This is a genomic window from Betaproteobacteria bacterium (assembly GCA_009377585.1).
GTDB lineage: Bacteria > Pseudomonadota > Gammaproteobacteria > Burkholderiales > WYBJ01 > WYBJ01.
The window spans coordinates 23975-46580 of sequence record WHTS01000041.1 but is presented as its reverse complement, the minus strand read 5'-3'; the positions used below and the strand labels follow the sequence as shown (position 1 = coordinate 46580).

Below are 22606 nucleotides of genomic sequence, written 5' to 3'. Positions count from 1 at the left end.
CCAGAGTTCGTGGTTCGGACCGTCATCTCGACACCTGATCAACCGTGCATAACGGAAAAATCATGCACCCCACGGCCTCGCTCGCAAATTTCATGAATAATGCAGGTTAGGGGATGCCACGATACTGATAGCCGGCAAGCCTCGAGGTCGGCGGCGCAAGCCTCTGTTGGGCCACCGCTTCGCTCCCCGAAAAAAAGGGCGAAGGGGGGCGATCAGAAAGACTTGCGTCGAGAGCTCCTGGCCTCGGGGAAATTCGACAACAGCTACAGACCGAGCCGTTCCGCAATCATGGCGGACAGCGTTCCGGACCGATCCCAAAAGTGTCCGCCACAAACCGGAATCGTGTCCGCTATGGGCCGGAACGCGCAGCAACGGCTGGGTGACAGCAGTTCGGCCAATCCGGTCAAGCAGTCAGCTTGGAGCGCAGGGCAGCTTCTCGCCAGCCAGCTGACCGGCGCGGCATCCAGGCCGATATGCGATTGTTCTCGACTTTTGGACACCATTGCTGACGGATTGAATGGACTTGACGTCGTAATTGCACCAACCACGCCGCAGCTCAACGATCACGCTTCGGTGATATTGCTGCCCGACGATCCCGCATACCAGCCGCCGGTAGAGTGCTCGCCCTGGTTCCCGCGCCAATGACCACGGGCGCACACGCGGTGCCTCCACGATATCAGGCCGGACCGCGTGCGCACTGCTGCAGTAGCGCCTGCAGTTTCTCCAGCGCCGCCGAGGGCGCACCATGCCACACGAGGTGCGTGCGGTTGCGCCGGATGCGCCCGGGCAATTCGTGCTGCTTGACTTCGCTGCCGGCCTTCACCGACGCGAGCAGCGACTTCGGCACCAGCGCATAGCCGGTGCCCGCCGCGACGCAAGCGATCATCGCTTGGTACGACGCGAGCTCCAGGGTGCGCGCGGGCAGCACGCCGCCGGTCCCCAGCCACTCTTCCATGCGCTTACGGTACGAGCAGCCGCTCACGAACGCAATCAGCGTGTGGCCAGCAAGCTGCGCGGCACGTGTGATGGGCGACATGTCGTCGCCGGTGATCAGCACCAGCTCTTCTTCGAACACCTTCATCGCGTTCAGGCCCTGCGCAGTGAAGGGCTCGGAGACGAAAGCCGCCTCGATCTCGAAGGTCGACACGCGCTGCACCAGGGCCACCGTGGTGCCGGTGACCAGCCCGACTACGACACCGGGATACAACTTGTGGAACCTCGACAGGATCGGCGCGAGCCGGCTGCCCGCCGTGCTCTCGAGCGAGCCGATGCGCAGCACGCCCATAGGGTCGCCCTTCTTGAGCTCGTGCTCCGCTTCGTCGGCGATGCGGAACAGCCGCTGCGCGTACGAGAGCAGCAGCTCGCCCTCGGGCGAAAGCGTGAGCGTGCGGCCTTGCTTGCGGAAGAGCTGGCGCCCGAGCCTTTCCTCCAGCTGCTTGATCCGCGTGGTGACGTTCGACTGCACGCGGTTGAGCTTGTTCGCCGCGCGGATCACGCCGCCTTCTTCCACCACGGCGCGGAAGATCTCCAGGGTGTCCAGATCGATGGTTCTCATGGAAAGAACGACTGTTCTGGATTATTCATTTGTGGGTAAAGCCGATTCTCGCTCTAATGGCTTTCCATGTGCAACACACACCGCGCTTCTGCTGTCGCCGTTGCGCTGGCCGGCATCCTGTCGCTCGCGGTCGCGATAGGCATCGGCCGCTTCGCGTTCACGCCGCTGCTGCCGCTGATGCTGCGCGAGGGGCACATCGACCTCCCGGCGGGCGGGTGGATCGCGGCGGCGAACTATGCGAGCTATTGGATCGGTGCGCTCACGGCGTCGCGAATGCGTTGGAGTGCTTTGCGGCTCGGCATGGTCGCACTGATCGCGACCCCGATCCTCACGGCGATGATGGCGCTGCCGCTCGGTTCGTGGACCTGGGCCGTGCTGCGATTCGCCGCGGGCGTCGCGAGCGCGTGGGCGTTCGTCGCGACGGCGAAGTGGTGCCTCGGCGCGCTGGCCCGGCAGGGTCGCCCGCAGCTCGCAGGCGCCGTGTACTCGGGCGTCGGCTTCGGCATCGCGCTGGTCGGGAGCTACTGCGTGGCGGCAGCGTCGTTCGACGAGCCTTCGGCAGGAATATGGGTGCAGCTAGCGGTGATATGCGTCGTGCTGGTGGTCCCCGTCTCGCACGCTCCGTCGTGGAAGACCCGCGCCTGTTCGGCCTCGCATGGCCCGTGTTCGGACTCATTGCGGCAGCATCGACCTTCATCGCCGCACCCTTGATGCGCCGCTTCACGCGCCTGCAAGTGTGGGCTGGGTCGAACGTCGTGATGGGCAGCGGCGTGTTGCTGCCAAGCGTATGGCTCAATGGCTGGACAGTCGCGCTCTCCGCGCTGTGCGTGGGCGGCACTTTCATGATCGTGACGCTCGCGGGTGTGCAGGAGGTGCGGGCGCGGGCGCGCGGCGACGAAACCCCGCTCGTCGCCCGCATGACAGCCGCGTTCGCGCTCGGGCAGATCGCGGGCCCGATCGCTTCCTCGCTGCTGCTGCATGTCCCCGCGTTCACGAAGGACGGCTTGAACATCGCGCTGCAGCTCGCCGCGTTAAGTGTTTTTGCCGCGGCCCTGGGGCTGTGGCGCATTAACTGCCGCGAAGCGGCCCTCGTTTCCAAGAGAAGGAGTTTTCCCATGCCAGCTGATGCCGTCAAGCAAGGTTTCGCGCCGGACGCGCGCGAGCGGCTCCCGATGCTTTCCGCCGATGCAATGAATGATGCGCAGCGAGCCGGCGAGCAGGCGCTGACCGACGGCCCGCGCAAGGGCGTCTACGGGCCGTTCCTGCCGCTGCTGCGCAGCCCGAAGCTGCTCGATTGCGTTGCGAGGACGGGCGAGTACCTGCGCTTCGATAGTGTCTTGCCCGCCGACGTACGCGAGCTCGTCACCTGCGCCGTCGCGCGCCACACCAGCAATCAGTTTGAATGGGTGATGCATGCGCCACTCGCGATCAAGGCGGGCGTTGCGCAGTCCGCTCTCGATTCGCTGCTTTTCGCGCAGCCGATCGACAAAGGCGTGCCGGCGCCGGGATTGCTTGCCCATGTGGCGATCAGCAAATTCCTCGATCACCAGCCGCTGTACCGCCAGGAGAGCCAATGCGCACGGCTCGGCGTGGCCCTTCGACGCTCCACACTGGCTGGTTGGCTCGGGCAACTCGAGGTGCTCATCGAGCCGCTGGTCGAGCGGCTGATCAAGCACCTGCACGCGGAGCCGATCCTGCACGCCGACGAGACCACCGTGCCGGCGCTCGATCCCGGCACCGGGCGCACCGCGACTGCCTACCTCTGAGCGTACCGCACCGGACCCTGGAGCACCCCTACAGGCGGTGCCCGAGAACTTCAGCGTCATCACGAACAGGTACGGCCGGCGGTACCTGACCGCCGCGGAAATGGCGCGCGCGATTGGTGTGTGCGTGACCCAGGTCCACAACCTCGGTGCACACGGCGTGTTACCTCGCGAGCGCCATGGCAACGGTGAGCGGTGTCTGTATGCTCCGCTAGACGGCGCGACCTTCGTCAAGGGCGAGGGCGGTCGATACCGGCCGCGGCCGCCCGCCCTAATCCCTGCTCAATCGTCAACACAGGAGACAGTCTGATGCGTACGCCTTGTCGCGGGGCTTGCGCACCCGAGCGGGCATCACGCAGGTGCCGTAGTGCCGGGCCAGTTCCTCGTATGAGGGATTGATCTCGGGTTCGTAGCGATCGGCGCGATTGACCCCCGAGCGAAGGTTATCGGGGATGGTCAGCGCCGGAACACCGCCGAAGTGCTCGTACATGCGCACGTGGCTGTCCAGCCACGCCGGCAGCTCCTGCGACAGGCTCGCCATCGCGAAGGTGTACGAGCTCGCCCCCAGTTCGCCGACGAACAGTTCCGTGGACACCTTCGCGCCGCTGACCGGATCGGTGATCGCGATGCCGTCGCAATAGTCGACGAAGCTGCGCTCGCCGGGGGCGTGGTTCTGGCGCAGCACCACCGACAGGCGCTTCTCGTACTGTCGGTACAGCTCGGCGAACTGCGAGTACTGGTAGCCGTCGGGATGCTCGGCCTTGTACTCGGTCCATAGCAGCGCCACCGTCACCTGGTGGTCGCGGCGCGCCAACTCCTCGCGGATTCGCCCCCAGTCGGGCAAACGGGCGCTGACGCGCCAGCCTACCCCCCGACTTGGCTGGATACAGGCGTTGGTCGAGAGTCGGCTCGTCGAGCGCCTCGACGGCCACCCAGTCCGTGAGCCCGGCGGCGAGCGCCCGGCGCAGGCACTCGGCCACCGCGGTCTTGCCGCAGCCCACCGCCAACCCGATACGTCGGGCGCCGACGATCCCGCCCAGTAGGCGTAGCCGAAGAATCTCTTTGATCTTACGCATCGCAAGCCTCTGTTGGGCCACCGCTTCGCTCCCCGAGAAAAAGGGCGAAGGGTGGCGATCAGAAATCAGAAAGACTTGCGTCGAGGGCTTCGAGCCTCGGGGAAGTTCGACAACGGCTATCGACCGAGCCGTTCCGGAATCATGGCGGACAGCATTCCGGAGCGACCCAAAAAGTGTCCGCCATCAAATCGGAATGCTGTCCGCCATGACGCCGAACGCTGTCCGCCATCAGACCGGAATCGTGTCCGTCATGGTCCGGAACGCGCACCAGCCCAGCAGCTCGTGTGATTGTTTATCTCGGGCCCTAACTGGGAACGGGAACGGACGTGCCACTTCGGTCAGCCGGCGAGCGAAGCCTCGAACTCCGGGAAAACCTGCCCGCCGTCTTGCCGTTTGGAGACCAGCCCCTGTGCAAGCTGCTCGTCGCATAGCATCTGAATCACCTTCAGGTTCTGCTCGATGCCGTAAGGGGACTAATCTTCCCCGAAGAGGCTCGTAGTGTCCTCGATCTCAGCCAACGTCCAAGGAGTGAGGTCCGCTAGCTGCTTCCGATTCGCCTGCCAGCGCCGCTTGGAACTCTCGAGCGCATTGAAAAGCCTACGCAATACGTCGGGATCACGTTGATAGACTTCCCGCCGCACACACTTCGACGAATGCCCCCAGCCTCGATCCTGCACGCACCTCATTACCCCTGGCGCACGCACTGGCCTTCAGCATCAGTGCCGCTTAATTCCCGCATCCTTGACTAGCTTCTTCCATTTTGCGATGTCAGAGCGTATGAAATCCGAGAACTCCTCCGGGGTACCTGTAAGAGGCTCACTGCCGTTGGAGGCCAAACGGTCAACTACAGGTTCCATTTGCAGGATAGATACAATTTGCTTATTGAGGCTTTGCACTATGCTTTTTGGTGTTCCCGCCGGCGCAAGAACACCTGACCATGAGGTCGTGTCATAGCCCGGCACAGCCTCAGCGATTGCCGGCACATCGGGAAGTAAGCGCGAGCGCTTTACCGTTGTGACGCCTAGCGCTCGCAGCTTTCCGCTTTTCACTACGGGCAGGCCGGACAGCGTACCGGTGAACATCATCTGAACCTGACCAGATACCGTATCAACCAAGGCGGCGGCGCTGCCCTTATAAGGAACGTGGACCACATCAATCGACGCCATCACCTTGAATAGTTCAGCCACTAAATGTGACCCCGCCCCAACACCAGAAGAACTAAAGTTAATCTGACCGGGCCGCGCGCGCGCCACATGAATAAGTTCCTTCACTGAACGGACGCCTAAAGTCGGGTTCACAACGAGCACATACGGTTGCGATGCCGTTTGCGTAATTGGCGAAAAATCCGCAATGGGGTCAAATGGCAACCCGCTATCGGGAGGCAACGCGGGCGCCGTAGTGAAGGATGGGGTGCTGAGCAAAAGCGTGTAACCGTCCGGGTTCGCTCGCGCGACAGTGTTCATACCGATCACGCCGCCAGCGCCGGGCCGATTGTCAATGATAACTTGCTGTCCTAATGTCTCAGTCAACTTCTGGCCGATCAGCCGTGCGACCAAGTCGGCTGTTCCACCGGAACCGGTTGCCACGACGAGCCGAATCGGCCTCTCCGGATATCCCTCGGAGTGCGCGCACAGCGGCAACGCCACGAGACTCACAAGAACTGACATCACCTTCAATCTATTCATGCTTGCTCACCTTGCTCCGACGATAACCAATGGAATGCTCTGCGATGGCGTGCTTCGAATGCGGCGATATCGCGCTCCCGCTCCAGTGTGAGCGCGATATCGCTAAGTCCTTCAAGGAGGCAGCGCTTTCCAAAGCTATCGACTTCAAACGGGTGGGCGATCCCCGCCACGTCTGTTACGAGCTGTTGTTCGAGATCGACCGTGAGCGTCGCGCCGGGCTCTTGGTGCAACTGCTTGCGCAGAGCTGCAGTCGTTTCAGAGGGGAGTCGCACCGGCAAAATCCCATTCTTGAAACAGTTATTGAAGAAAACATCACCGAAGCTCGTTGCAACGACGACGCGAATTCCGTAGTCGTAATGGGTATATACGGCTCCAATTCGTGATGAGCCGCATGCGTAATTGTGCGCAGCCACGATAATTTTAGCCTTACGGTATGCTGATCGGTTCAGAACAAAATCAGGCGTCTCACCGCCGTCTTCATTGAATCTGAGATCGTGAAACAGCCAGCGCCCGTATCCACCGTCCCGGCGCGATTTGCGCATTAGGCGGGCCGGAAAGACCTGGTCATTGTCTACATTGTCCATGTCGATTGGCACCGCGACGGCTGTCAGCCGTGTAAACCTGTCCATCTAGGACTCCTTCGCGAACTCACGAACGTCAGCGAGACGGCCAGTGATGGCGGCCGCCACTGCCATTTCCGGTCCGACCAAATGCGTGCGACTACCCTTACCTTGGCGTCCGCGGAAGTTTCGGTTGGAAGTTGAAGCGCACCGCTTCCCTTCTGGCACGTTGTCGCCGTTCATGCCCACGCACATCGAGCATCCCGCCTCGCCCCAGGTAAAGCCCGCGCTGCGAAATACGCGATCAAGCCCTTCCGCTTCAGCCTTCAACTTCACTTGCGTGGAACCGGGTACGACGAGCGCCGGAACGATGGCCCTCCGGCCGCGAGCAATTGCGGCAGCGGCCCGTAAGTCCTCGATGCGGCTGTTCGTGCACGATCCGATGAACACTTGGTCGATGCGTACATCCAGCAAGCGGGTACCGGGTTTGAGCCCCATATACTCCAATGAACGCTCCATGGCAGCGCGCTTTTGCGGATCTCTTTCCGACGCCGGGTCCGGCACAACGCCATCAATCGGGGATGCGTTTTCGGGACTGTTCCCCCAAGTCACCATTGGCGCGAGCGCGGCGGCGTCGACATGCACCTCCTGGTCGAACTTTGCGCCCGTGTCGGTTGGCAAGGTCTTCCAGTAAGTGAGGGCTGCATCCATCGCAGCGCCGGCCTTCGGTGAATATGGACGATTTGTTGCGTAAGCAAAGGTCTTATCGTCTGGCCCAATAATGCCTAGCCGCGCCCCGGCCTCGATCGACATGTTGCAAACCGTCATCCGCTCCTCCACTGACATCTCGCGGATCGCTTCACCGTCATACTCTATTGCGTGCCGCAGCGCACCGCCATGGCCCAGTTTCGCGACAATCGACAAAATCACGTCCTTCGCCGATACGCCGAGAGGACGCTTACCATCGACTAGCACACGCATTGTGCGTGGCTTACGTTGCCAAATCGTCTGCGTTGCAAGTACGTGAGCCAGTTCGCCACCGATCCCGAACGCAAGCGCCCCCATCGCACCCTGCGTTGAGGTATGCGAATCGCTGCATAGAACAACGACGCCCGGTTGGGTTAAACCTTGCTCCGGGCCGACGAGATGCTGAATCCCGCGGTATTTGTTTTGCAAGCCAAACAGCGTGATGCTGGACTCATCGACGTTGCGCTCGAGCATACGAATCACGTTACGACGCTCGTCGTCGGCAACATCGTCCATGCGCGGCCCCGCACTCGCTGTGTAATGGTCTATCGTGGCAATCACTTGCCGAGGCCGCCGCACACGAAAGCCTTGCGAATTCATCACGTCAAATGCGTGAAAGGACCCTTCGCTTACCATAAGCCAGTCGACATAAAGCAACGTCTGGCCGCCGTCATCCTCGACGATTGTGTGAGACTTCCAAATCTTGTCGAAAATGCAGATCGGTCCAGTCATGTCAAGACTCCAGTCCGACGCGACTTTTGTCGTCGACGCCATAGCGTTCCTCGAGCTCCCGCATTCTTGAGATACCTAGCAATTCGTGGCGCTCGGCCCAGCCAGCAAGGTGGTCCTTCAGGCACTCGACGGACGCGCCTTTCTTTAACTCATGCAATACGCGTTGGGACGCGCGTATTCCTGCCAGCAGAAGGAAATTGGGGTAGATCGCAATTTTGAAACCCAGTTTCTGAATCTCATCGCCTGTTAAAAACGGCGTCTTGCCGCTCCCCGCCATGTTGAACAGAGTGGGAACGCGAAAAGTCGCTGGCACCTGCGCCAACTGCTCTGTCGTACGGAGTTCCTCGATAAACAAGATATCTGCGCCTGCCTCTTGATAATGCCTCCCGCGCTCGATTGCCTGCTCAAAGCCTTCTACGGAATAGGCGTCAGTCCTAGCAATAATTGCAAAATCGCTATCGCTTCTCGCGTCAACTGCTGCCTTGATCTTCGATACCATTTCCTCAACAGGTACCAGCGTCTTTCCAGCGTAATGGCCGCATCGCTTAGGCCATTGTTGATCTTCGATGTGAACAGCCGCAACACCGGCCCGTTCGTAAGCCCGGATCGTGCGTTGGACGTTCAGCGGACCACCGTATCCTGTATCCGCATCTGCGATTACGGGCATCTGGGACGCTTCTGCGATGCGTTGTGCGTTGTCCACCATCTCGGTCATCGTCAAGAGTCCTATGTCTGGCGTTCCAAGGCGAACCGCTGCAGTTCCGCTCCCTGTCATGTAGATCGCGTCAAATCCCTCGGCCGCCGCGATGCGCGCATTCAGACAGTCTGCGACGCCTGGCGCAATAAGAAGTTTTTCGGATTCAATCAGACTACGAAGTCTCGTTGTGGGGCGATCCATGGTGGGTCCTCAGAGTGGTGCACTATTCGAGCCGGTAATCGAAAGCATCTGGCTTGCCTCGAACCTTGAGTGGTTCCCTCCCCCTTAAACCTTGGGCTTGGCGCCTTTGATTTGGGTACGCAACATTAAGCGCCTTTCGATGGGATCAAAAGCGGTGCGTTTGTGCATCGCGCAACGGTTGTCCCAGATCAAGAGGTCACCGATGCTCCACTTTTGAAACCACGCGTAGCCTTCTTGTATCGCGTGAGCCCATAAGCGGGTGAGCAATGCTTCGCTCGCTTCAAGAGCCAGGCCGACTACATACGCGTTAGGCCTGCGCCCGAGGAAGAGCGCATGGCGTTGCGTTACCGGGTGACGAATGATGATCGGATGCATCGCGCCGGGTGCTTCGCGCGGATCAATCACTTCCTTGTAGCCTTTCCGTAGTTCCCCCGCGCTGTTGCGGCTCGCATCGTGCTTGATTTGTTTACCGTAGATCTGCGCCTTCAGATCGGCGGGCAGTGTTTCAAAAGCATGGTACATACTTAGAAAGGCGGTCTCACCACCACTCTCAGTGACTTCGAGCGCATACAGGAGCGCGCCAGAGGCGGTGATCTCGTTGTACGACATATCCGTATGCCAAACCGCTTCACCGTAGCCAAGGCTGCCGACGGGCTGCCCGTCTTCCATGATGTTCGACATTACGGCGATATGGGGATATCCGGCGATCCATGGCTTCCCCTTGATATTGATGGGCGCCTTGTCGAGCTCGCCGAAACGGCTGCTGAATGCAAGCAATTGATCCTTAGTGAGCGTCTGTCCACGAAAGCGCAGCACCTGCCGGTCCATCCAAGCATCGTGAATTGCCTGGAACTCTTCTTCCGTCAACGGCTTTGAAAGATCAACACCGACGATATCGGCGGCGATAGGCTTGTCCGTAGGAACTACTTGAATAGCACACACTCGTGGCGATCTTTCTCTCGTTGTTTGGCATGGAGCTTACTGAGTGAGAAGCGAGGATTTACAAACAGGGTCTCGATCACACCTAATATTATTAATAATTGATGATATGAATCCGGTTGTCAAGAGAAATCTTCTGACTGCGCCGAGGGACCAACAGGTTTCCATATACGGCGTTCGATCCGAGAAACTGCGGCATGCGCCCGATGCGCGAGAAGCAGGCGCATTCCGCGCCTTTCGTCGTACGTTCCGTATACTGTGGAGCAAGGCGATGACGTTCGCGTAAGATGTAAACGACTATTGCACGGTTGTTGCGCGCGATGACGAATTCTCGACCGCTGTAGTAATCTTTGCAGCGTTTTTCGTTCGCCGTAGGTTCGAATTCTTCTCGAATTCCCCGGGAAATCCTACTAATGCCATCAAATGCACCGCACCATGTCTTCGACATTTGAAGCTTCAAGTGGCGCCCGTAATTCTGAACTGACCCAGACGTTGCCGGAAAAGATTGCAGCGACGTTAGCGGAGCGCGTTGTTTCCGGCAGCTACTGCCCAGGAGCAAGGCTTATCGAGGCGGCACTAGTCAGGGAATTTGGTGTCAGCCATGGGCCGGTACGGGATGCATTCCGTATCCTTCAAAATTCCGGCCTTGTGGTCATTCATCCGTACCGGGGCGCTGAAGTCACAGCCCTGACTGTCCGTGAAGTTACGGAGATCTATCAGGTACGCGCGGCTCTCGTGGGGCTGCGTGCGCGATGGCTCGCTGAAGATCCCGGGCGCACAAGCCTCGTGGCGCAGGTCGAAGGACCTATCGCGAAGTTGAGAGAGATTGCAAGGTCATCGGACGGCGCGAGCGAGTACACCACTGTGGCGTTTTCCATAAATCGTGCGTTCACCGAAAGTTTGAGCAACCGCTGGTTACGTTCAATGCTGCAGGCACTTACGCTGCAGACCAGTCGTTACACGCGCCTCGCCTTAGCAGCCGGCGAGCGGCGCAGAGAATCAGCGCGTCTCTGGGATACTCTGCTCGACGCAATCAGGAAGGGCGATGCGAAGCGTGCCGAAAGGATAGCGTCTACGATCTCGCTTGCGACACGTGACGCCGCCATCAAACAGCTTCAACGACTGGAGTTCCAGGAACGATTAGTTGTCAGGGCCAATGAACGTTCGAAGTCGCGACGCGCCCGGAAAAGCTAAAGTATCGGTCCCGGCGGCGAGGTTTGTACCGGCTAGGTTGTCTCGGTCGCCCTTTTTCCCAAGTGCGGAGGAGATGTGTACTCGCACTGATCTGCTGAATCTAAAGCAACACCAGCGCATTCCTATCATCTCCGCCGCCGAGGCGCTTACTCGAATCGAGCAGCAGAAAATAGACCTCAGACTTCAGGCAGCAATGCGGTTATAGTAATGAGCATTCCGCCGAGCCGTGTCCGACGATGGATGGCCGCACCGTCCGCAGCAATCGCGGGCTTTTTGCGGATCAATCGATTCCTCAGCCCGCTCCGCGTACGCATTCAAATGCGGAGACAGTGGCGGTAACCGGATCAGCTTCGTGCCGCCCTCCTCCGAGAACACCCGGAATCGTTGTGAGTACTTCGTATCCCGATCGATGATGAGGTACTTCTTGCCGGCGAGCCCGCCATCCTGCTCGTCGACCAAGTTACGCCCAATCTGAAGAAGCATCCATGCCTCATCCGGTCGCCTGGTGATGCCGGTGACATGCACCGTTCGCTCGATCAAGGAAGAATGCCTGGCGAGAAATGATATTCGTCGGGCAGGCGTCCTTGCGTCGGGCGATCGCGGAGTACATGGCGCACTTCTTCCACGAGGAGCGCAATCATCGGGTGGTTCAGGTTGACCAGCGCACCTTGAATCCGCGTATAGCCCCACGTGGGATTCTCGTGTGCCATCCGAACGATCAACTGTCCGATCTCGCGCATGATTCCAGGCCGCCCTGGACTTCGCCGCTTGTTGAAGTTCCACTTCTCGGCCACCAACCGGCGGTGCCACCGCATTAAAGTGTCAGGAGATATGCTCGTGTCGAGCCCCAGCGGGCTTTTGCGCCCAACCGCCTTCGCCTTCCGCGCGAGTAGCGCTCGCTCCTCATCGGTGAATCGGATGCGTTTGTCACGCAGCCGCTTCTTCAGCATCCGATTATCGGGCCTGCAGGAACTCGATAACGATCAACTGATGGCGGTGCACCCAGCCCGAGACGGCCATGCGGAGAAACGTCAGCAGTGGCGACACCGAAAACATGCCTCAGTTTACCGCGCACGACGTTTGAATTGTGGGACTCGGCCTGATGCTCGAATTTCAGTCTGCCCGCCCTTTCCTCTTCTGCGGCAACCTCTCCGATGTATCGGTCAGATCCTCTGTCTCAGAAAGCTCGCGAAATTCTAGAACGGTCAGCCAGTTCATGCGGTTGCAACGAAAGCTTCCTTCGCTTGCTTGCTTGACCCAGTAAGCAGAGCATGAAGGAGCCGCAGGTCCTTCATGCCTTCCAGCGCGAGAATCCGATCGCGAACTTGCTCCGCGCGCGATTCCGGGAGCACAAGGGTCGCATTGTCCATGAACTTCTTGATAACGTCCTCAGTAGATAGCGGGCGGTCTGCGCAACCGCGATTTATCTGCTCGCGGTGCGCGAGTTCGCGGCCGTCCTTCATCCTTATGACAACTTCTCCCGAGAAGTGCACTGGGTGGCCGGACTTCACATCGGCCTCGTAATCCACTTTGTCCGCGAGCGAGAGAATAGCTGGATCGGTGTAAACATCCTCTTCCAGTTCACGGAAGCCAAAACGTTGGCGAATGATGCTCGCCGCGACGGCGAACTGAACGCTGAATTGTGCTGCATAGCTGCTCTCCGGTCGACGGCGCTTGGCCACTGGCTCACACACCACGAACAACGCGTCCGGCGGTACCAGTGCGCGGATCGACTCTATCTCCTGAGGCCTTAGCTCATGCTGCTTCGCCAGAATGGCAGCGGCATCGGCACATGCATGCACGAGGTGGCATGCCGGCATTGGCTTGATGGCTACGCGCATGGTCTCCCATACACTACCCAAGTGCGCGGTGGCCAGCGAAAGGTCACAGGCCTTGTACAAATCGGCCATATGGGTAGCATAGACGCCGTACTTACCTTCGTATCGTGCTCGAGGACTGCTGCACCGCGCACTCGACGGAAGAGCACGCGAATTCCATCGGATCGCTCAAGCGCTTCTGTACGGTCACGACATCCGTCGACGTGGCGTTCGCCTGATATCCGCCGCCGCGGATGATCTCGTCTAGGCAGTTGGTCTCACCAACCGATTAGACCATTAGCGGAAAGGCGCTGTGCGGTCTTTCGTAGGGATTGCGTCGCGCCGGCTGAATAAAGGCACCCAAGCGTGTGGGTGACGCCGCAGTCCTCGCGCTACGAGTGCGAAAAAAAGGAGCTGGGGGTGCCGCAGCCCTATTGAGAATCCGCCAATTATCAAGTTATCAAGACAGGAAAGCTCCGGCCTTACTGGGGAGTGGCTACTGGATTCTCAATTTACGGTCGATCAACGCTCTGGTTTCCGGATTGCCACGAATAGGCACGACGAAGAACCAACGTCGTGCAACGCGACCAATATGCTCGAGTAGCGCCGAAAACCTAGAATTAGCAGCGCAAAGCTGACAGTGTTGCGGGGATCACCAGGAGGAGTGTGCGCTACATTGACCACCTCACCCGGCCGTCGCACCCGAAGCCTTCACGGCCTTTGCCCATTTTGCGATCTGCGCCTCGATGAACGCTGCGAACTCCTCGGGAGTGCTTCCGATCCATTCGGCGCCCTGCGCTATAAACGGATCACGCACTTCTGGAAGAGAAATGATCTGCATGAGCTCCCTGTGCAACTTGGCAGCGATATCCTTCGGCGTGCCGGCCGGCAGAGCAACACCAAACCATGAAGCTGTCTCGAATCCGCTGAGGCCCTGCTCATCCAGCGTGGGCAGGTCCGGAGCGACGGGCACGCGCTTGATGCTCGTAACGCCCAAGGCTCGTAGGCGGCTCGTCTTTACGTGCGGAACGGTCGAGACAAATGCACCGAAAAGAACCTCGATGTGTCCCCCGAGGATGTCATTGATGGCAGGCGATGCGCCTTTGTAGGGAACATGGACCATCTCCACTCCCGCCATTGATTTGAAGAGGGCGCCTGCCAGGTGATGTGGGCTGCCTGTTCCCGAGGAGCCATGCCGCAGTTCGTTCGGCCGCGCTTTTGCGAGCGCGATCAGCCCCTTGACATCCTTCACCGGCAGGCTTGGATGCACGACCAAAATCCCTGGCACGGTCGCTAGATGAGTGACATGGATGAAGTCGCGCCGGAAGTCATAGTTCAGTTTTCGATATAGCGATATGTTGATGACATTCGCGACAGTGGACATGAATATGGTGTATCCATCGGCCGGCGCCCTTGCCGCAAACTCGGTTCCGATATTGGCACCCCCGCCTGGTCGATTGTCCACCAGCACGGGTTGTTTCCATCGTCGGGACAGCTGTTGTCCAACGGCCCGTGCAAGCAAGTCCACGGTACCACCTGGAGGGTATGCCACGACCATACGGATTGATTTTACGGGGTAAGCACTACCCGTCTGAGCTCCCGCGTTCGCGCCGAATAGGATCGTCGGCGGGATCAAAGCCAGATATGAGAATTTCAATCCGAGTCCTCCTTGGGTCGTTGTAAATCCCACGGCTGGTGTGACCTAGCCCTAGATGGGCACGTCGATATCGAGAAGAGGCGCATGCTGCTGCGCCCCGTAGACGTCGGTATCGCCGACGGAGCCAGAGGGCACACGGCGCTCGATCGTGGCCTTGTAGGCGTACGCCGGCGGAAACTCCGTGAAGACGACTGAATCCACAGGTACGTTGTAGAGTTTTGCGATGCGCTCGGGTGAAATGGCGCCCGTCTTTCGGACCTTATCGAACGTCTCCTGGTCTTCGAACATGATGTCCAGCGTAAGCTCGTACGGGCCCGCGTTCTTGCTTTTGCACGCCTTGGCGATCTCTTTGAGCTTCGGCATCAGATGTCCTCGTATTCGATCGGGAACATTTCCAGTGGATCGTCGGGCTCGACGACGTGGCGCAGCGAAAACTCGTACACGGGTCCGCGCTCGATATCCGAGGGCGAGAAGGGAAAGGCCATGTTTCCTTCTTTGCAAAGGCGGCCCGGGAAATCGCTGTGCAACAACGTCACGCGCGTGAGCGACAGAACCGCGTTCGCGATGTCCTGCGTCTTCGCAACGACCTCCCCGAGGATGCCGATCTCGTGCGTTGTAGGGTGTTCCACGGGTTCCCACTCTCCCATGACACCGTTCCTTCCGTAAAGCCTCAGCACGAGCTGGTATTGATCGCACGGGACATCGATGGCAGCCGCCTTAATAGCTACGGCTTCGCGCAGGTTTTGCGTAAAGTCGTCGAGTTGCGAGATCAGGCCAGGATCGCGCGTGCCGGCGAACGTGATCGCGCTGTAGCCGACACTCTGCGCGCCCTCGAGCTTGATCGAGTAAGGTTTCGGCCTCCATTGCATGCCCGAGACACGGACGGCGCGATCTGTATACGCAGCGATCGTGCACGCACTGGTGTCGAGCACGCCGCCCGGCTCGGTATGGACGATCGGGCTCGCGTTCTCGTGGAGCGCCTGAACTGCAACGGAGAGAGGTGTGCAGCGCAGTTCCGGATTCAGCGGCTCGACTTCGACGTAGTCCTTGGAAACCGACGCAATCAGGCAGTCGTGCTTCTTCGGGAGCGCCGCGTTGCACGCGCACTCGAGCATCTTGCCTGCGAACCACGCCTGGGCCGGCGGGATGCCGTGGTGCATGGCTAGCGCGGCCCACGGCGCCGGGTCCGTCCCCCGCCCGGCCAGGATCACTTGGGCGCCGGCCGCGAGCGCTCGCATGTGCGGCTCCGGGCCCATCATGCCGACGACGCGCTCGGTGCGGTCGATCACCACTTCGGTGAGAGGTGCGGCCATTCCAAGCGGATGGATGCGTCCTTGACGCAGCTTCTTCTTGAGCCAGCCCTTGTCCTGTTCGGAGTGAATGATCGCGAGCTTGAAATGCAGATCATGCTCGCGCGCTATCTCGCGCAAGATATCGACACACGTTTTCAGATGTGGCGCGCCGCCGGCACCGCCGCAAGTGCCGATCATCATCGGAATCTTGTTCTCAACCGCACCACGCAGCATGAGCGACATGTCGCGCTTGATCGCGATGCGATTCGTGAACGTCTTGCCGGAGCCAAGGTAATGCGGTCCCGGATCCGAGCTGCCGCCGTCAACACCGATCATGTGCGGGTTACGCTCAAGTCCCGCCTTGAGCGAGCTGTCCGGAAACCCGTAGCCCAGTATCCCGCTCGAAGAGACCATACGTACGACTTCTGTGTCCATCATTAGCCCCCGAATCCCATTATTGTCACCATTAGCATTACGAGCACAGCAGCGGGCTAAATCCTTTGATTTCGGCTCGGCCTAAGCCAAAATGGAGTGCGTCAATCTCGCGATCTTCTAGCGCAGCTTAGATTTGCATATGGGTACCCGGCAGTGACAATGTGCGGGCGGTGTTTCTTCCTTACTCGACGCGGATCTTTGCATCCTTGATAACTCTCGCGTAGAACGCAATCTCTTCGCGTATCACCTGCGCGAATTCCTCGGGCGTACTCGCGACGATCTCGTTGCCCCCCTGCGTACCGAGGCGCTCGACCACGTCCGGCATCTTGAGCGCCTGTGCGCTCTCTTTATACAAGCGCTGGATGATCGGTCGAGGCGTTCCCGCGGGTGCTGCGATGGCCTGCCACGCGGTAACCTTGTAGTTCTTGTAACCCAATTCGATCAACGTCGGGATGTCGGGCGCCTGCGGTGCGCGCTTTTCGCCCGTCACGGCAAGCGCGCGGACCTTGCCTGCCTCCAGCCGCGGCACCGTGGTCACAATGGTGTCGAACATCATGGAAACTTGTCCGGCAATCGTGGCGGCGAGGGCGGGAGCGCTGCCTTTGAACGGGACATGCACGATATCCACCTTCGCGGCGCTCTTGAACATCTCGCCGGCGAGATGATTCGAGCCCCCAATGCCGGATGAGCCGTACTGCAGCTGCCCTGGTTTCGCCTTGGCGAGCTTTACGAGCTCGGCGACGGAGCGCGCCGGCACGGATGGATGGACGATGAGAATGTACTGGTAGAGCGTGCCTTGCGTGACTGGTGCAAAGTCCTTCGGGCTGTCGTACGGCAGCTTCTCGTACAGACTCGGGTTGATCGCCAGTGTCGCCGTCGTCGCCATGAGGAGCGTGTAGCCGTCCGGTGCCGCCTTCGCGACCTGCTCGGTGCCGATGATTCCGTTCGCGCCAGGGCGATTCACCACCACGACCTGCTGCCCCAGGGCGGCCGTGAGTTTCTGCGCGACCGTGCGCGCGAAGATGTCCCCCGCCCCGGCCGCTGCGAATGGGACGATGAACTGGATCGGCCTGTTAGGGTAAGCCTGCGCGCCCGCGAGCGCGGGTGCCACAAGCGCGGCGGCCAGCATAAGACGCGTGCTGCTCTGAATGACCATCTCTAAACCTCCTCCTTACGTTGTCGAAGCCTTCCTGCGCGTGTGGCAGCCGCTACCGCACGAGCTGGTTCCAGTTGCGAGGCAAGACGATCCTGCGGCTTGTGGGCGGGCCCTGGGTGTGATTGCTGGCATAGCATTTCGATTGGTTGCGCCCCGCGTCGCCCGCCACGACGATGCCGATCGAATCAGCCCGCTGAAAGACACGCACAAGGCGCTTTGGATCGTCGCTCGCCGCATACTCCGGCGGGAGCAGGCCTCTGGCGACGTGCTCGCGGATCTTGAAGCCGGTGAGCCCGATGTAATAGGCATACCGCTCGGCATCGTCGGCCGCGATCCAGCAGTTGTTGTACAGATGCTGCCGAATCTTGTCCTTGCTCCAGCCGTGGTCCGCGAACACCTTCGCGATGCTCGGGCTCATGACGATGAGCGGGTCGTATCTCGAGTAAGTCATGCCGACCGGCGACCAGTAGCCGCAGCTCTGACCGAGAACCTCCGCCAGAATGCGCGCGTGCTCGAGGGGATCGTCGCTGCCGGTATAGATAGGCGGGCTGACGTTCACCACGCTCTGCACCGTGACGACGTTGTCGCCGGCCGCGAAGCCGCGATCGACCGAGTAGGGGGACCAGCCTATCTCGCGGCACGCATCCTCGTTCTCCGCGAGCGCGATGAAGAAGTTCTGGCCTATGCTGCCTTTGTCGCCGGCGTGCGGCGCGAAGCGGAAACCGGCCATGTTGCGCAGGACGAGCCGCAGGAAACGCCCCACGCTCGAGTTCGCACGCCGGCCGATGCGACTCACGCTCGCGCCGCTGTTGAAATCCAGCTGCTTCGCGATCGGTCCGTTCACGGTGACGACCGGTTCCCATCCGGGCGTCGAGCCCGCGTCCTGGAGCCGAAATTCAGGCTGCGTGACCGCTTCCACGATGGCGATCAGCAACGGCATGTACTCCGGGCGGCATCCGGCCATTACGCCGGTCACGGCGATGTTCCAGATCGTCGCTTCGCGATTGTCTGGCGGGCAGACGCCTATCACCTCGTCGGGCGCGCGATCGGTATAGCGTAGGAACCGCTCGATGCGTCCGATGGTCGGCGGAACAATGGGGAGGCCATCGGTCCAACCGGCTTGGTAGTAATGATCATTCACCTCCTCGAGATCGCCGCGAAACACGATATCGCGCGGCAGGGGTTCGGCCGCATCGGCTTTGCGCTCGCCGTGACGAGTCGAAGTAAGTCCCTCCACGATCTTCGGTAGAAGCTGCTCCTCGATCTTGCGCTTGAGCTCCTCGCTGCCATCGACCATCGGCGTGCCAGGGTAATGGGCGATCTTCAAATCGCCCATGCCCAGGCCGCGCGCGACGACTTCCGCCTGCTTGAGGAAGCCGGTGGAGACGATGGAAACCGTGGGATAGCCGGCGCGTTCGACTGCTGCACTCGCCCGCAACACGGCGGGCGTGCAGGCGCCTCAAGCGCCCACCCCTGATATGACAGCGTCTACTTGGTGCTCGCGAAGGACCCGCGGCAGATCCGCGAGGACCTGCTTCTGGCTCACTCCGTGCGTGTCTCCGAACTTGTCGTACTCGATGAAGCGCACGCGCGGAAACTTCTTCTTCATCGCTTCGCGGATGGCCGGGAAGATCTCCTCGCCGCGAAACACGCGGTCCCAGACCTCGCCTATGATCTTGCCGTTGAGATCGTCCAGGCCCGGATTCAAATCGCGCTTGTCCCAGTGCGATTTGCCGAGCGGCCATACCACTTCATACGTCGGGTATTGCTCAGCCATGGTGTATGTCCTCGATGGTAGTTATGGACCACGCGGCGCCCGGGACGCTACGCGTCTCCCTGCTCCATTCTTCGGTTGGGCCGGCGTTGGGTACGGCTCGTCGATGTGTCACCTCAATAATGCGAGTTCATTCGGCCTTGATGTGCGCAGCATCGACCACTTTCTTCCAACGGGCGATCTCGCTTTCGATGTGCGCCATCGCCTGCGCCGGGCCGCCGCCCACGACCTCTCCGCCTTCGGTGATCAAGCGGTTGCGGATGTCGGGAGCCTGGGTCGCCTTTATGATGTGGGCGCTCAAGCGATTGACCACACCCGCCGGGATGTTCGCCGGTCCGAGGACGATGTAGTAGCTCGCGGCCTGGAAGCCGGGAAAACCCGACTCGGCAACCGTGGGGAGATCGGGCATGGCGGGAAGCCGCTGCTGGCTCGCCATCGCGACGGCGCGCAGTCTTCCGCTCTTCACGTGCGGAATGGTCGGTATAGGGCTCGCGAACATCAGGTCGATCTGGCCGGCGATGAGATCGTTCAGCGCCGGTCCGGTACCCTTGTATGGAATGTGCACCATATTGATGCCGGCGGTTACGCTGAGGAGCTCGGCGGCGAGATGGACGATGCTGGCAATGCCGCTCGAGCCGTAATTGAGCTTGCCCGGGTTACGTTTTGCGAATGCAACGAGTTCCTTGACCGTCTTCACCGGCACGCTCGGATGGACCGTGAGCATCATTGGGGAAGTCGCGATGAATGCGATGCCGCTGAAATCCTTCACCGGATCGAACGGCAACTTGTACAGGCTCGGATTGATGCCATGGCTGCTCGTAGCCATGACCAGCGTATAGCCGTCGGGTGCGGAGCGCGCGACAAGCTCCGTACCGATGATGGTCGAACCTCCCGGCCGATTGTCGACCACGACCGGCTGGCCCAAGGGCTCCGAAATCTTCTGCGCGATCATGCGCGAGACGAGATCGCCGCCTCCACCGGGAGCAAGCGGCACGACCAGCCGGATCGGCTTTGTCGGAAACCCCTGCGCGAACGCTGGACCGCCGAGCGCCAACGCGGCGTAAGCCAGCGTTATTACTTTACGAACAGCCATCCTCATGACTCCTCCTCCGTTCATTGTTAATGCGTTGCCGCTTTGCGCCGTTCGAGTGCGCAGCGAACGGCGTTTGTGAGCTCGCGCAGATTCTCGGCAACGTGAACGCACGCTTGGCGCAGCGCCGCGACCTTCGCTGCCTGGCTGTCCGCGACGGAGCCGACCAGTGCGGCAGCATGGCCCATCTTCTTGCCCGGCGGCGCAGCCGCGCCGACGATAAGAGCCGCCGTCGGCTTCGCGCCCGGCTGCTCGGCGTAGCGAGCAACGGCGTACTCGTCGGCGCCTCCGATTTCACCGAGGTACAGGATGGCCTCGGTTTCCGCATCGGCGTGCATGAGCTCGAGCGCTTCGGCCGCATTGGTGCCCTTCACCGGATCGCCGCCGATGCCGATCACCGTCGCCTGTCCCATGCCGGCCGTGGTGAGACGCCAGCCCGCTTCGTATGAGAGCGAGCCGCTTCTCGAGATCACTCCCAGAGGGCCGGGCGTATAGCAGAACGAAGGCATGAAACCGAGCTTCGCCTTGCCCGGCGCGATCACGCCCGGCGTGTTCGGGCCGATCAGCACGGCGCCCTTCCGCATCGCGGCCGCTCGGAGCTCTACAGCATCCTGAACGGGCAGCCCATCGCCGGGATATACGATCACCTTGCACCCGGCGTCGATAACTTCCAGCACGGCATCGAGGGCGCTGGGCGCAGGCACGTAGACGAGCGCCGCATCGGCGCCGGTGCGCGCGCAGGCAGTGCGCGCATCCTGAAACACCGGCACGCGCTCCACTTCGCGCTCGTCCTTGCCCGGTGCGATGCCTGCGACGACTTGCGTCCCGGTCGCGACTAGGTCGCGCGCCGAAAAGCGCCCGAAATTGCCGGCAATGCCGTAGATGAGGACGCGCGTCGATTGATCGATGAGGACGCTCATTGCGCCCTCACTGCGGCAGCGACCGCATCGATGGCCGATTCGAGAGTGGAGTGGTTGCAAAGACCGAACTCCCGCATGAGCTCGTCGGCGCGGTCGCGCCCGGTTCCATTCATGCGGAAGACGACCGGTTTGCGCGACTTCCTCTTCCTCATGATCTCGTTCATCGCCTTCGCGACCCGGTCGATGTGCGTGCCTCCGCCGAAAATACTGACCAAGATTGCTTTCACTCTCGGCTCCGCATCGAGGACGTCGAACGCGAGCTGATAGCCCGCAGGCGTGGGGTTCGAGCTGCAATCGAGGAAGCATGCGGGCTTGAGTCTCGCATGTGCGATCAGGTCCATGCCGGCCATCGTCATGCCGGCGCCGCCCGAGATAAGCCCGATCTCGCCGTCGAGCCCGACCATCATGAGGTTTCCTTCGAGTGCCTTGCGCACCATACGCGGCTCGCGTTTGCGCGCTTGCTCGATCTCGTCGGCGATGTCGCTCTGCCGGAACGCTGCCGCCTCGTCGCGCACGACCTTAGCGTCGAGCGCGAGAAGCCTTCCGTTCGGCAGCACGGCAAGCGGGTTGATTTCGACGGTCAGCGCGTCCGTCGCGATGACGATGAAGAGGAGCCGCCGCGCGAGCGCGACGACGCGTTCCCGCAATGCTGAGTCCTGCTCGATGTCCGAGAGCAAGGCGCGTAGGCGGTGCGCGCGAAAGTCGCCCGGCGATCCGAAGGCGTACCTGCACGGTGCCTGCTGCTCGACGTCCACTCCGCCGCTCGCGCTATAGAGCAGGACGTATCCGCCGCTTTGTCCATCGACGGTCATCGCGAGATAGAGCTCGCGCGTGTGTTCCACCCAGGGCTCGACCAGGAGCCGCTGGGGCCGCTCGCCACCAAACAGACGGCCGAAAAGGGTCTCCGCCTGGACCCGCGCCTGGTCCGCATCATCGGCGCGCAGAACACCGCCTGCCTTGCCGCGGCCGCCGGAGGAAACCTGTGCCTTGAGCGCCACGGGCCAGGAGCCTCGCCACTTCTGCACATCGTAGCTCTTCGCGATGAGGGTTCCTGTGGGAACCGGGACGCCATATACCATTAGCAGGCTCTTGCCCGCGTGTTCGGTCATCAACATCGTCTACGACTCTAGTAACTCATGAAGGCGCAGGCATGCGTCCTCCCAGATGTGCATGCAAGTCGTCGTGCTGCGCGGTGCTCGGGCCCACGCATCTCCGCGCACGCATTCTGAATCTCCTCGCACGCTTACGCGAGCCGGAACATCCTACTGCCTGCAATTGCATTCAGAAGTATAGTGCATTATATTTCCCAACGACCC

At 60.8% G+C, this 22606-nt stretch carries 23 protein-coding genes; 4 read left to right on the top strand and 19 right to left on the bottom strand.

The genetic code is table 11. The annotated features are described in order from the left end of the window. Positions 1-676 precede the first annotated feature (676 nt). Positions 677-1555 (bottom strand): LysR family transcriptional regulator, encoded by an 879-nt coding sequence (locus tag GEV05_14680; protein MPZ44616.1) that lies wholly within the window; start codon positions 1553-1555, stop codon positions 677-679. A gap of 66 nt (positions 1556-1621) precedes the next feature. Here GEV05_14680 and GEV05_14675 point away from each other — a divergent pair, with 66 nt between their 5' ends. Together GEV05_14675 and GEV05_14670 are read left to right on the top strand one after the other, a co-directional pair. Further along, positions 1622-2266 carry a YbfB/YjiJ family MFS transporter gene (locus tag GEV05_14675; GenBank protein ID MPZ44615.1) on the top strand — a complete coding sequence of 215 codons (645 nt, stop codon included), beginning with the start codon at positions 1622-1624 and terminating at the stop codon, positions 2264-2266. Further along, a complete protein-coding gene (locus tag GEV05_14670) occupies positions 2182-3321 on the top strand; it encodes a YbfB/YjiJ family MFS transporter (GenBank protein MPZ44614.1) in 1140 nt (379 codons plus the stop codon). Before GEV05_14675 ends, GEV05_14670 begins: the two co-directional genes overlap by 85 nt. Positions 3322-3607: 286 nt before the next feature. Here GEV05_14670 and GEV05_14665 read toward each other — a convergent pair whose 3' ends face one another. From GEV05_14665 to GEV05_14640, 6 genes are all read right to left on the bottom strand, one after another. Next, positions 3608-4456, bottom strand: a complete 849-nt coding sequence (locus GEV05_14665; GenBank protein MPZ44613.1) for a DDE-type integrase/transposase/recombinase — start codon at positions 4454-4456, stop codon at positions 3608-3610. A gap of 654 nt (positions 4457-5110) precedes the next feature. After that, entirely contained in the window at positions 5111-6061 is a 951-nt protein-coding gene (locus tag GEV05_14660; GenBank protein MPZ44612.1) for a tripartite tricarboxylate transporter substrate binding protein, read from the bottom strand. Positions 6062-6075: 14 nt separating this feature from the next. Next, the gene (leuD, locus tag GEV05_14655; GenBank protein MPZ44611.1) at positions 6076-6708 is read right to left on the bottom strand and encodes a 3-isopropylmalate dehydratase small subunit; all 633 of its coding nucleotides are present in this window, start codon (positions 6706-6708) and stop codon (positions 6076-6078) included. Continuing rightward, positions 6709-8118, bottom strand: a complete 1410-nt coding sequence (leuC, locus tag GEV05_14650) for a 3-isopropylmalate dehydratase large subunit (GenBank protein ID MPZ44610.1) — start codon at positions 8116-8118, stop codon at positions 6709-6711. It abuts the gene before it with no gap. A 1-nt stretch (position 8119) separates the two neighbouring features. Next, positions 8120-9016 (bottom strand): carboxyvinyl-carboxyphosphonate phosphorylmutase, encoded by an 897-nt coding sequence (locus GEV05_14645; protein MPZ44609.1) that lies wholly within the window; start codon positions 9014-9016, stop codon positions 8120-8122. An 84-nt stretch (positions 9017-9100) separates the two neighbouring features. Next, positions 9101-9949, bottom strand: coding sequence for a TauD/TfdA family dioxygenase (locus GEV05_14640; GenBank protein MPZ44608.1), 849 nt, complete (start codon positions 9947-9949; stop codon positions 9101-9103). A gap of 429 nt (positions 9950-10378) precedes the next feature. On the opposite strand from GEV05_14640, the gene GEV05_14635 reads away from it, so the two are divergent. Beyond that, the gene (locus GEV05_14635; protein MPZ44607.1) at positions 10379-11149 is read left to right on the top strand and encodes an FCD domain-containing protein; all 771 of its coding nucleotides are present in this window, start codon (positions 10379-10381) and stop codon (positions 11147-11149) included. A gap of 183 nt (positions 11150-11332) precedes the next feature. Here GEV05_14635 and GEV05_14630 read toward each other — a convergent pair whose 3' ends face one another. The 3 genes from GEV05_14630 to GEV05_14620 form a co-directional block, all read right to left on the bottom strand. Then, positions 11333-11689: a hypothetical protein gene (locus tag GEV05_14630; protein ID MPZ44606.1), complete on the bottom strand. Its 357-nt coding sequence runs from the start codon at positions 11687-11689 to the stop codon at positions 11333-11335. Further along, entirely contained in the window at positions 11686-12099 is a 414-nt protein-coding gene (locus GEV05_14625) for a helix-turn-helix domain-containing protein (GenBank protein ID MPZ44605.1), read from the bottom strand. Before GEV05_14625 ends, GEV05_14630 begins: the two co-directional genes overlap by 4 nt. 264 nt (positions 12100-12363) lie before the next feature. Continuing rightward, positions 12364-13152, bottom strand: a complete 789-nt coding sequence (locus GEV05_14620) for a hypothetical protein (protein ID MPZ44604.1) — start codon at positions 13150-13152, stop codon at positions 12364-12366. Between GEV05_14620 and GEV05_14615 the strand changes: the two genes are divergently transcribed. Further along, positions 13092-13205, top strand: a complete 114-nt coding sequence (locus tag GEV05_14615) for a hypothetical protein (GenBank protein ID MPZ44603.1) — start codon at positions 13092-13094, stop codon at positions 13203-13205. The genes GEV05_14620 and GEV05_14615 overlap by 61 nt on opposite strands. 446 nt (positions 13206-13651) lie before the next feature. On the opposite strand, the gene GEV05_14610 is transcribed toward GEV05_14615, so the two are convergent. The 9 genes from GEV05_14610 to GEV05_14570 form a co-directional block, all read right to left on the bottom strand. After that, positions 13652-14524 (bottom strand): tripartite tricarboxylate transporter substrate binding protein, encoded by an 873-nt coding sequence (locus tag GEV05_14610; GenBank protein MPZ44602.1) that lies wholly within the window; start codon positions 14522-14524, stop codon positions 13652-13654. A 150-nt stretch (positions 14525-14674) separates the two neighbouring features. Further along, entirely contained in the window at positions 14675-14986 is a 312-nt protein-coding gene (locus GEV05_14605) for a DUF4387 family protein (protein ID MPZ44601.1), read from the bottom strand. Beyond that, positions 14986-16329 carry an acyclic terpene utilization AtuA family protein gene (locus GEV05_14600; GenBank protein MPZ44600.1) on the bottom strand — a complete coding sequence of 448 codons (1344 nt, stop codon included), beginning with the start codon at positions 16327-16329 and terminating at the stop codon, positions 14986-14988. The genes GEV05_14605 and GEV05_14600 overlap by 1 nt, the downstream gene beginning before the upstream one ends. 202 nt (positions 16330-16531) lie before the next feature. Then, positions 16532-17506: a tripartite tricarboxylate transporter substrate binding protein gene (locus GEV05_14595; protein MPZ44599.1), complete on the bottom strand. Its 975-nt coding sequence runs from the start codon at positions 17504-17506 to the stop codon at positions 16532-16534. A gap of 52 nt (positions 17507-17558) precedes the next feature. After that, positions 17559-18947 (bottom strand): hypothetical protein, encoded by a 1389-nt coding sequence (locus GEV05_14590; protein MPZ44598.1) that lies wholly within the window; start codon positions 18945-18947, stop codon positions 17559-17561. An 18-nt stretch (positions 18948-18965) separates the two neighbouring features. Beyond that, the gene (locus GEV05_14585; protein MPZ44597.1) at positions 18966-19283 is read right to left on the bottom strand and encodes a hypothetical protein; all 318 of its coding nucleotides are present in this window, start codon (positions 19281-19283) and stop codon (positions 18966-18968) included. A 127-nt stretch (positions 19284-19410) separates the two neighbouring features. Continuing rightward, positions 19411-20397 carry a tripartite tricarboxylate transporter substrate binding protein gene (locus tag GEV05_14580; GenBank protein MPZ44596.1) on the bottom strand — a complete coding sequence of 329 codons (987 nt, stop codon included), beginning with the start codon at positions 20395-20397 and terminating at the stop codon, positions 19411-19413. A gap of 2 nt (positions 20398-20399) precedes the next feature. After that, positions 20400-21290 carry a succinate--CoA ligase subunit alpha gene (locus GEV05_14575; GenBank protein ID MPZ44595.1) on the bottom strand — a complete coding sequence of 297 codons (891 nt, stop codon included), beginning with the start codon at positions 21288-21290 and terminating at the stop codon, positions 20400-20402. Next, positions 21287-22405 (bottom strand): hypothetical protein, encoded by a 1119-nt coding sequence (locus GEV05_14570; protein MPZ44594.1) that lies wholly within the window; start codon positions 22403-22405, stop codon positions 21287-21289. The genes GEV05_14575 and GEV05_14570 overlap by 4 nt, the downstream gene beginning before the upstream one ends. Positions 22406-22606: the final 201 nt, after the last annotated feature.

Excerpts from the sequence above, each read along its gene's own strand:
- GEV05_14585 (MPZ44597.1), bottom strand. The coding sequence starts at position 19,283 with ATGGCTGAGCAATACCCGACGTATGAAGTGGTATGGCCGCTCGGCAAA.
- GEV05_14595 (MPZ44599.1), bottom strand. The coding sequence starts at position 17,506 with ATGGTCATTCAGAGCAGCACGCGTCTTATGCTGGCCGCCGCGCTTGTG.
- GEV05_14635 (MPZ44607.1), top strand. The coding sequence starts at position 10,379 with ATGCACCGCACCATGTCTTCGACATTTGAAGCTTCAAGTGGCGCCCGT.
- GEV05_14575 (MPZ44595.1), bottom strand. The coding sequence starts at position 21,290 with ATGAGCGTCCTCATCGATCAATCGACGCGCGTCCTCATCTACGGCATT.
- GEV05_14660 (MPZ44612.1), bottom strand. The coding sequence starts at position 6,061 with ATGTCAGTTCTTGTGAGTCTCGTGGCGTTGCCGCTGTGCGCGCACTCC.
- GEV05_14605 (MPZ44601.1), bottom strand. The coding sequence starts at position 14,986 with ATGCCGAAGCTCAAAGAGATCGCCAAGGCGTGCAAAAGCAAGAACGCG.
- GEV05_14580 (MPZ44596.1), bottom strand. The coding sequence starts at position 20,397 with ATGAACGGAGGAGGAGTCATGAGGATGGCTGTTCGTAAAGTAATAACG.
- GEV05_14600 (MPZ44600.1), bottom strand. The coding sequence starts at position 16,329 with ATGGTCTCTTCGAGCGGGATACTGGGCTACGGGTTTCCGGACAGCTCG.
- GEV05_14680 (MPZ44616.1), bottom strand. The coding sequence starts at position 1,555 with ATGAGAACCATCGATCTGGACACCCTGGAGATCTTCCGCGCCGTGGTG.
- GEV05_14645 (MPZ44609.1), bottom strand. The coding sequence starts at position 9,016 with ATGGATCGCCCCACAACGAGACTTCGTAGTCTGATTGAATCCGAAAAA.
- GEV05_14610 (MPZ44602.1), bottom strand. The coding sequence starts at position 14,524 with ATGGTCGTGGCATACCCTCCAGGTGGTACCGTGGACTTGCTTGCACGG.
- GEV05_14570 (MPZ44594.1), bottom strand. The coding sequence starts at position 22,405 with ATGTTGATGACCGAACACGCGGGCAAGAGCCTGCTAATGGTATATGGC.
- GEV05_14625 (MPZ44605.1), bottom strand. The coding sequence starts at position 12,099 with ATGCTGAAGAAGCGGCTGCGTGACAAACGCATCCGATTCACCGATGAG.
- GEV05_14675 (MPZ44615.1), top strand. The coding sequence starts at position 1,622 with ATGTGCAACACACACCGCGCTTCTGCTGTCGCCGTTGCGCTGGCCGGC.
- leuD (MPZ44611.1), bottom strand. The coding sequence starts at position 6,708 with ATGGACAGGTTTACACGGCTGACAGCCGTCGCGGTGCCAATCGACATG.
- leuC (MPZ44610.1), bottom strand. The coding sequence starts at position 8,118 with ATGACTGGACCGATCTGCATTTTCGACAAGATTTGGAAGTCTCACACA.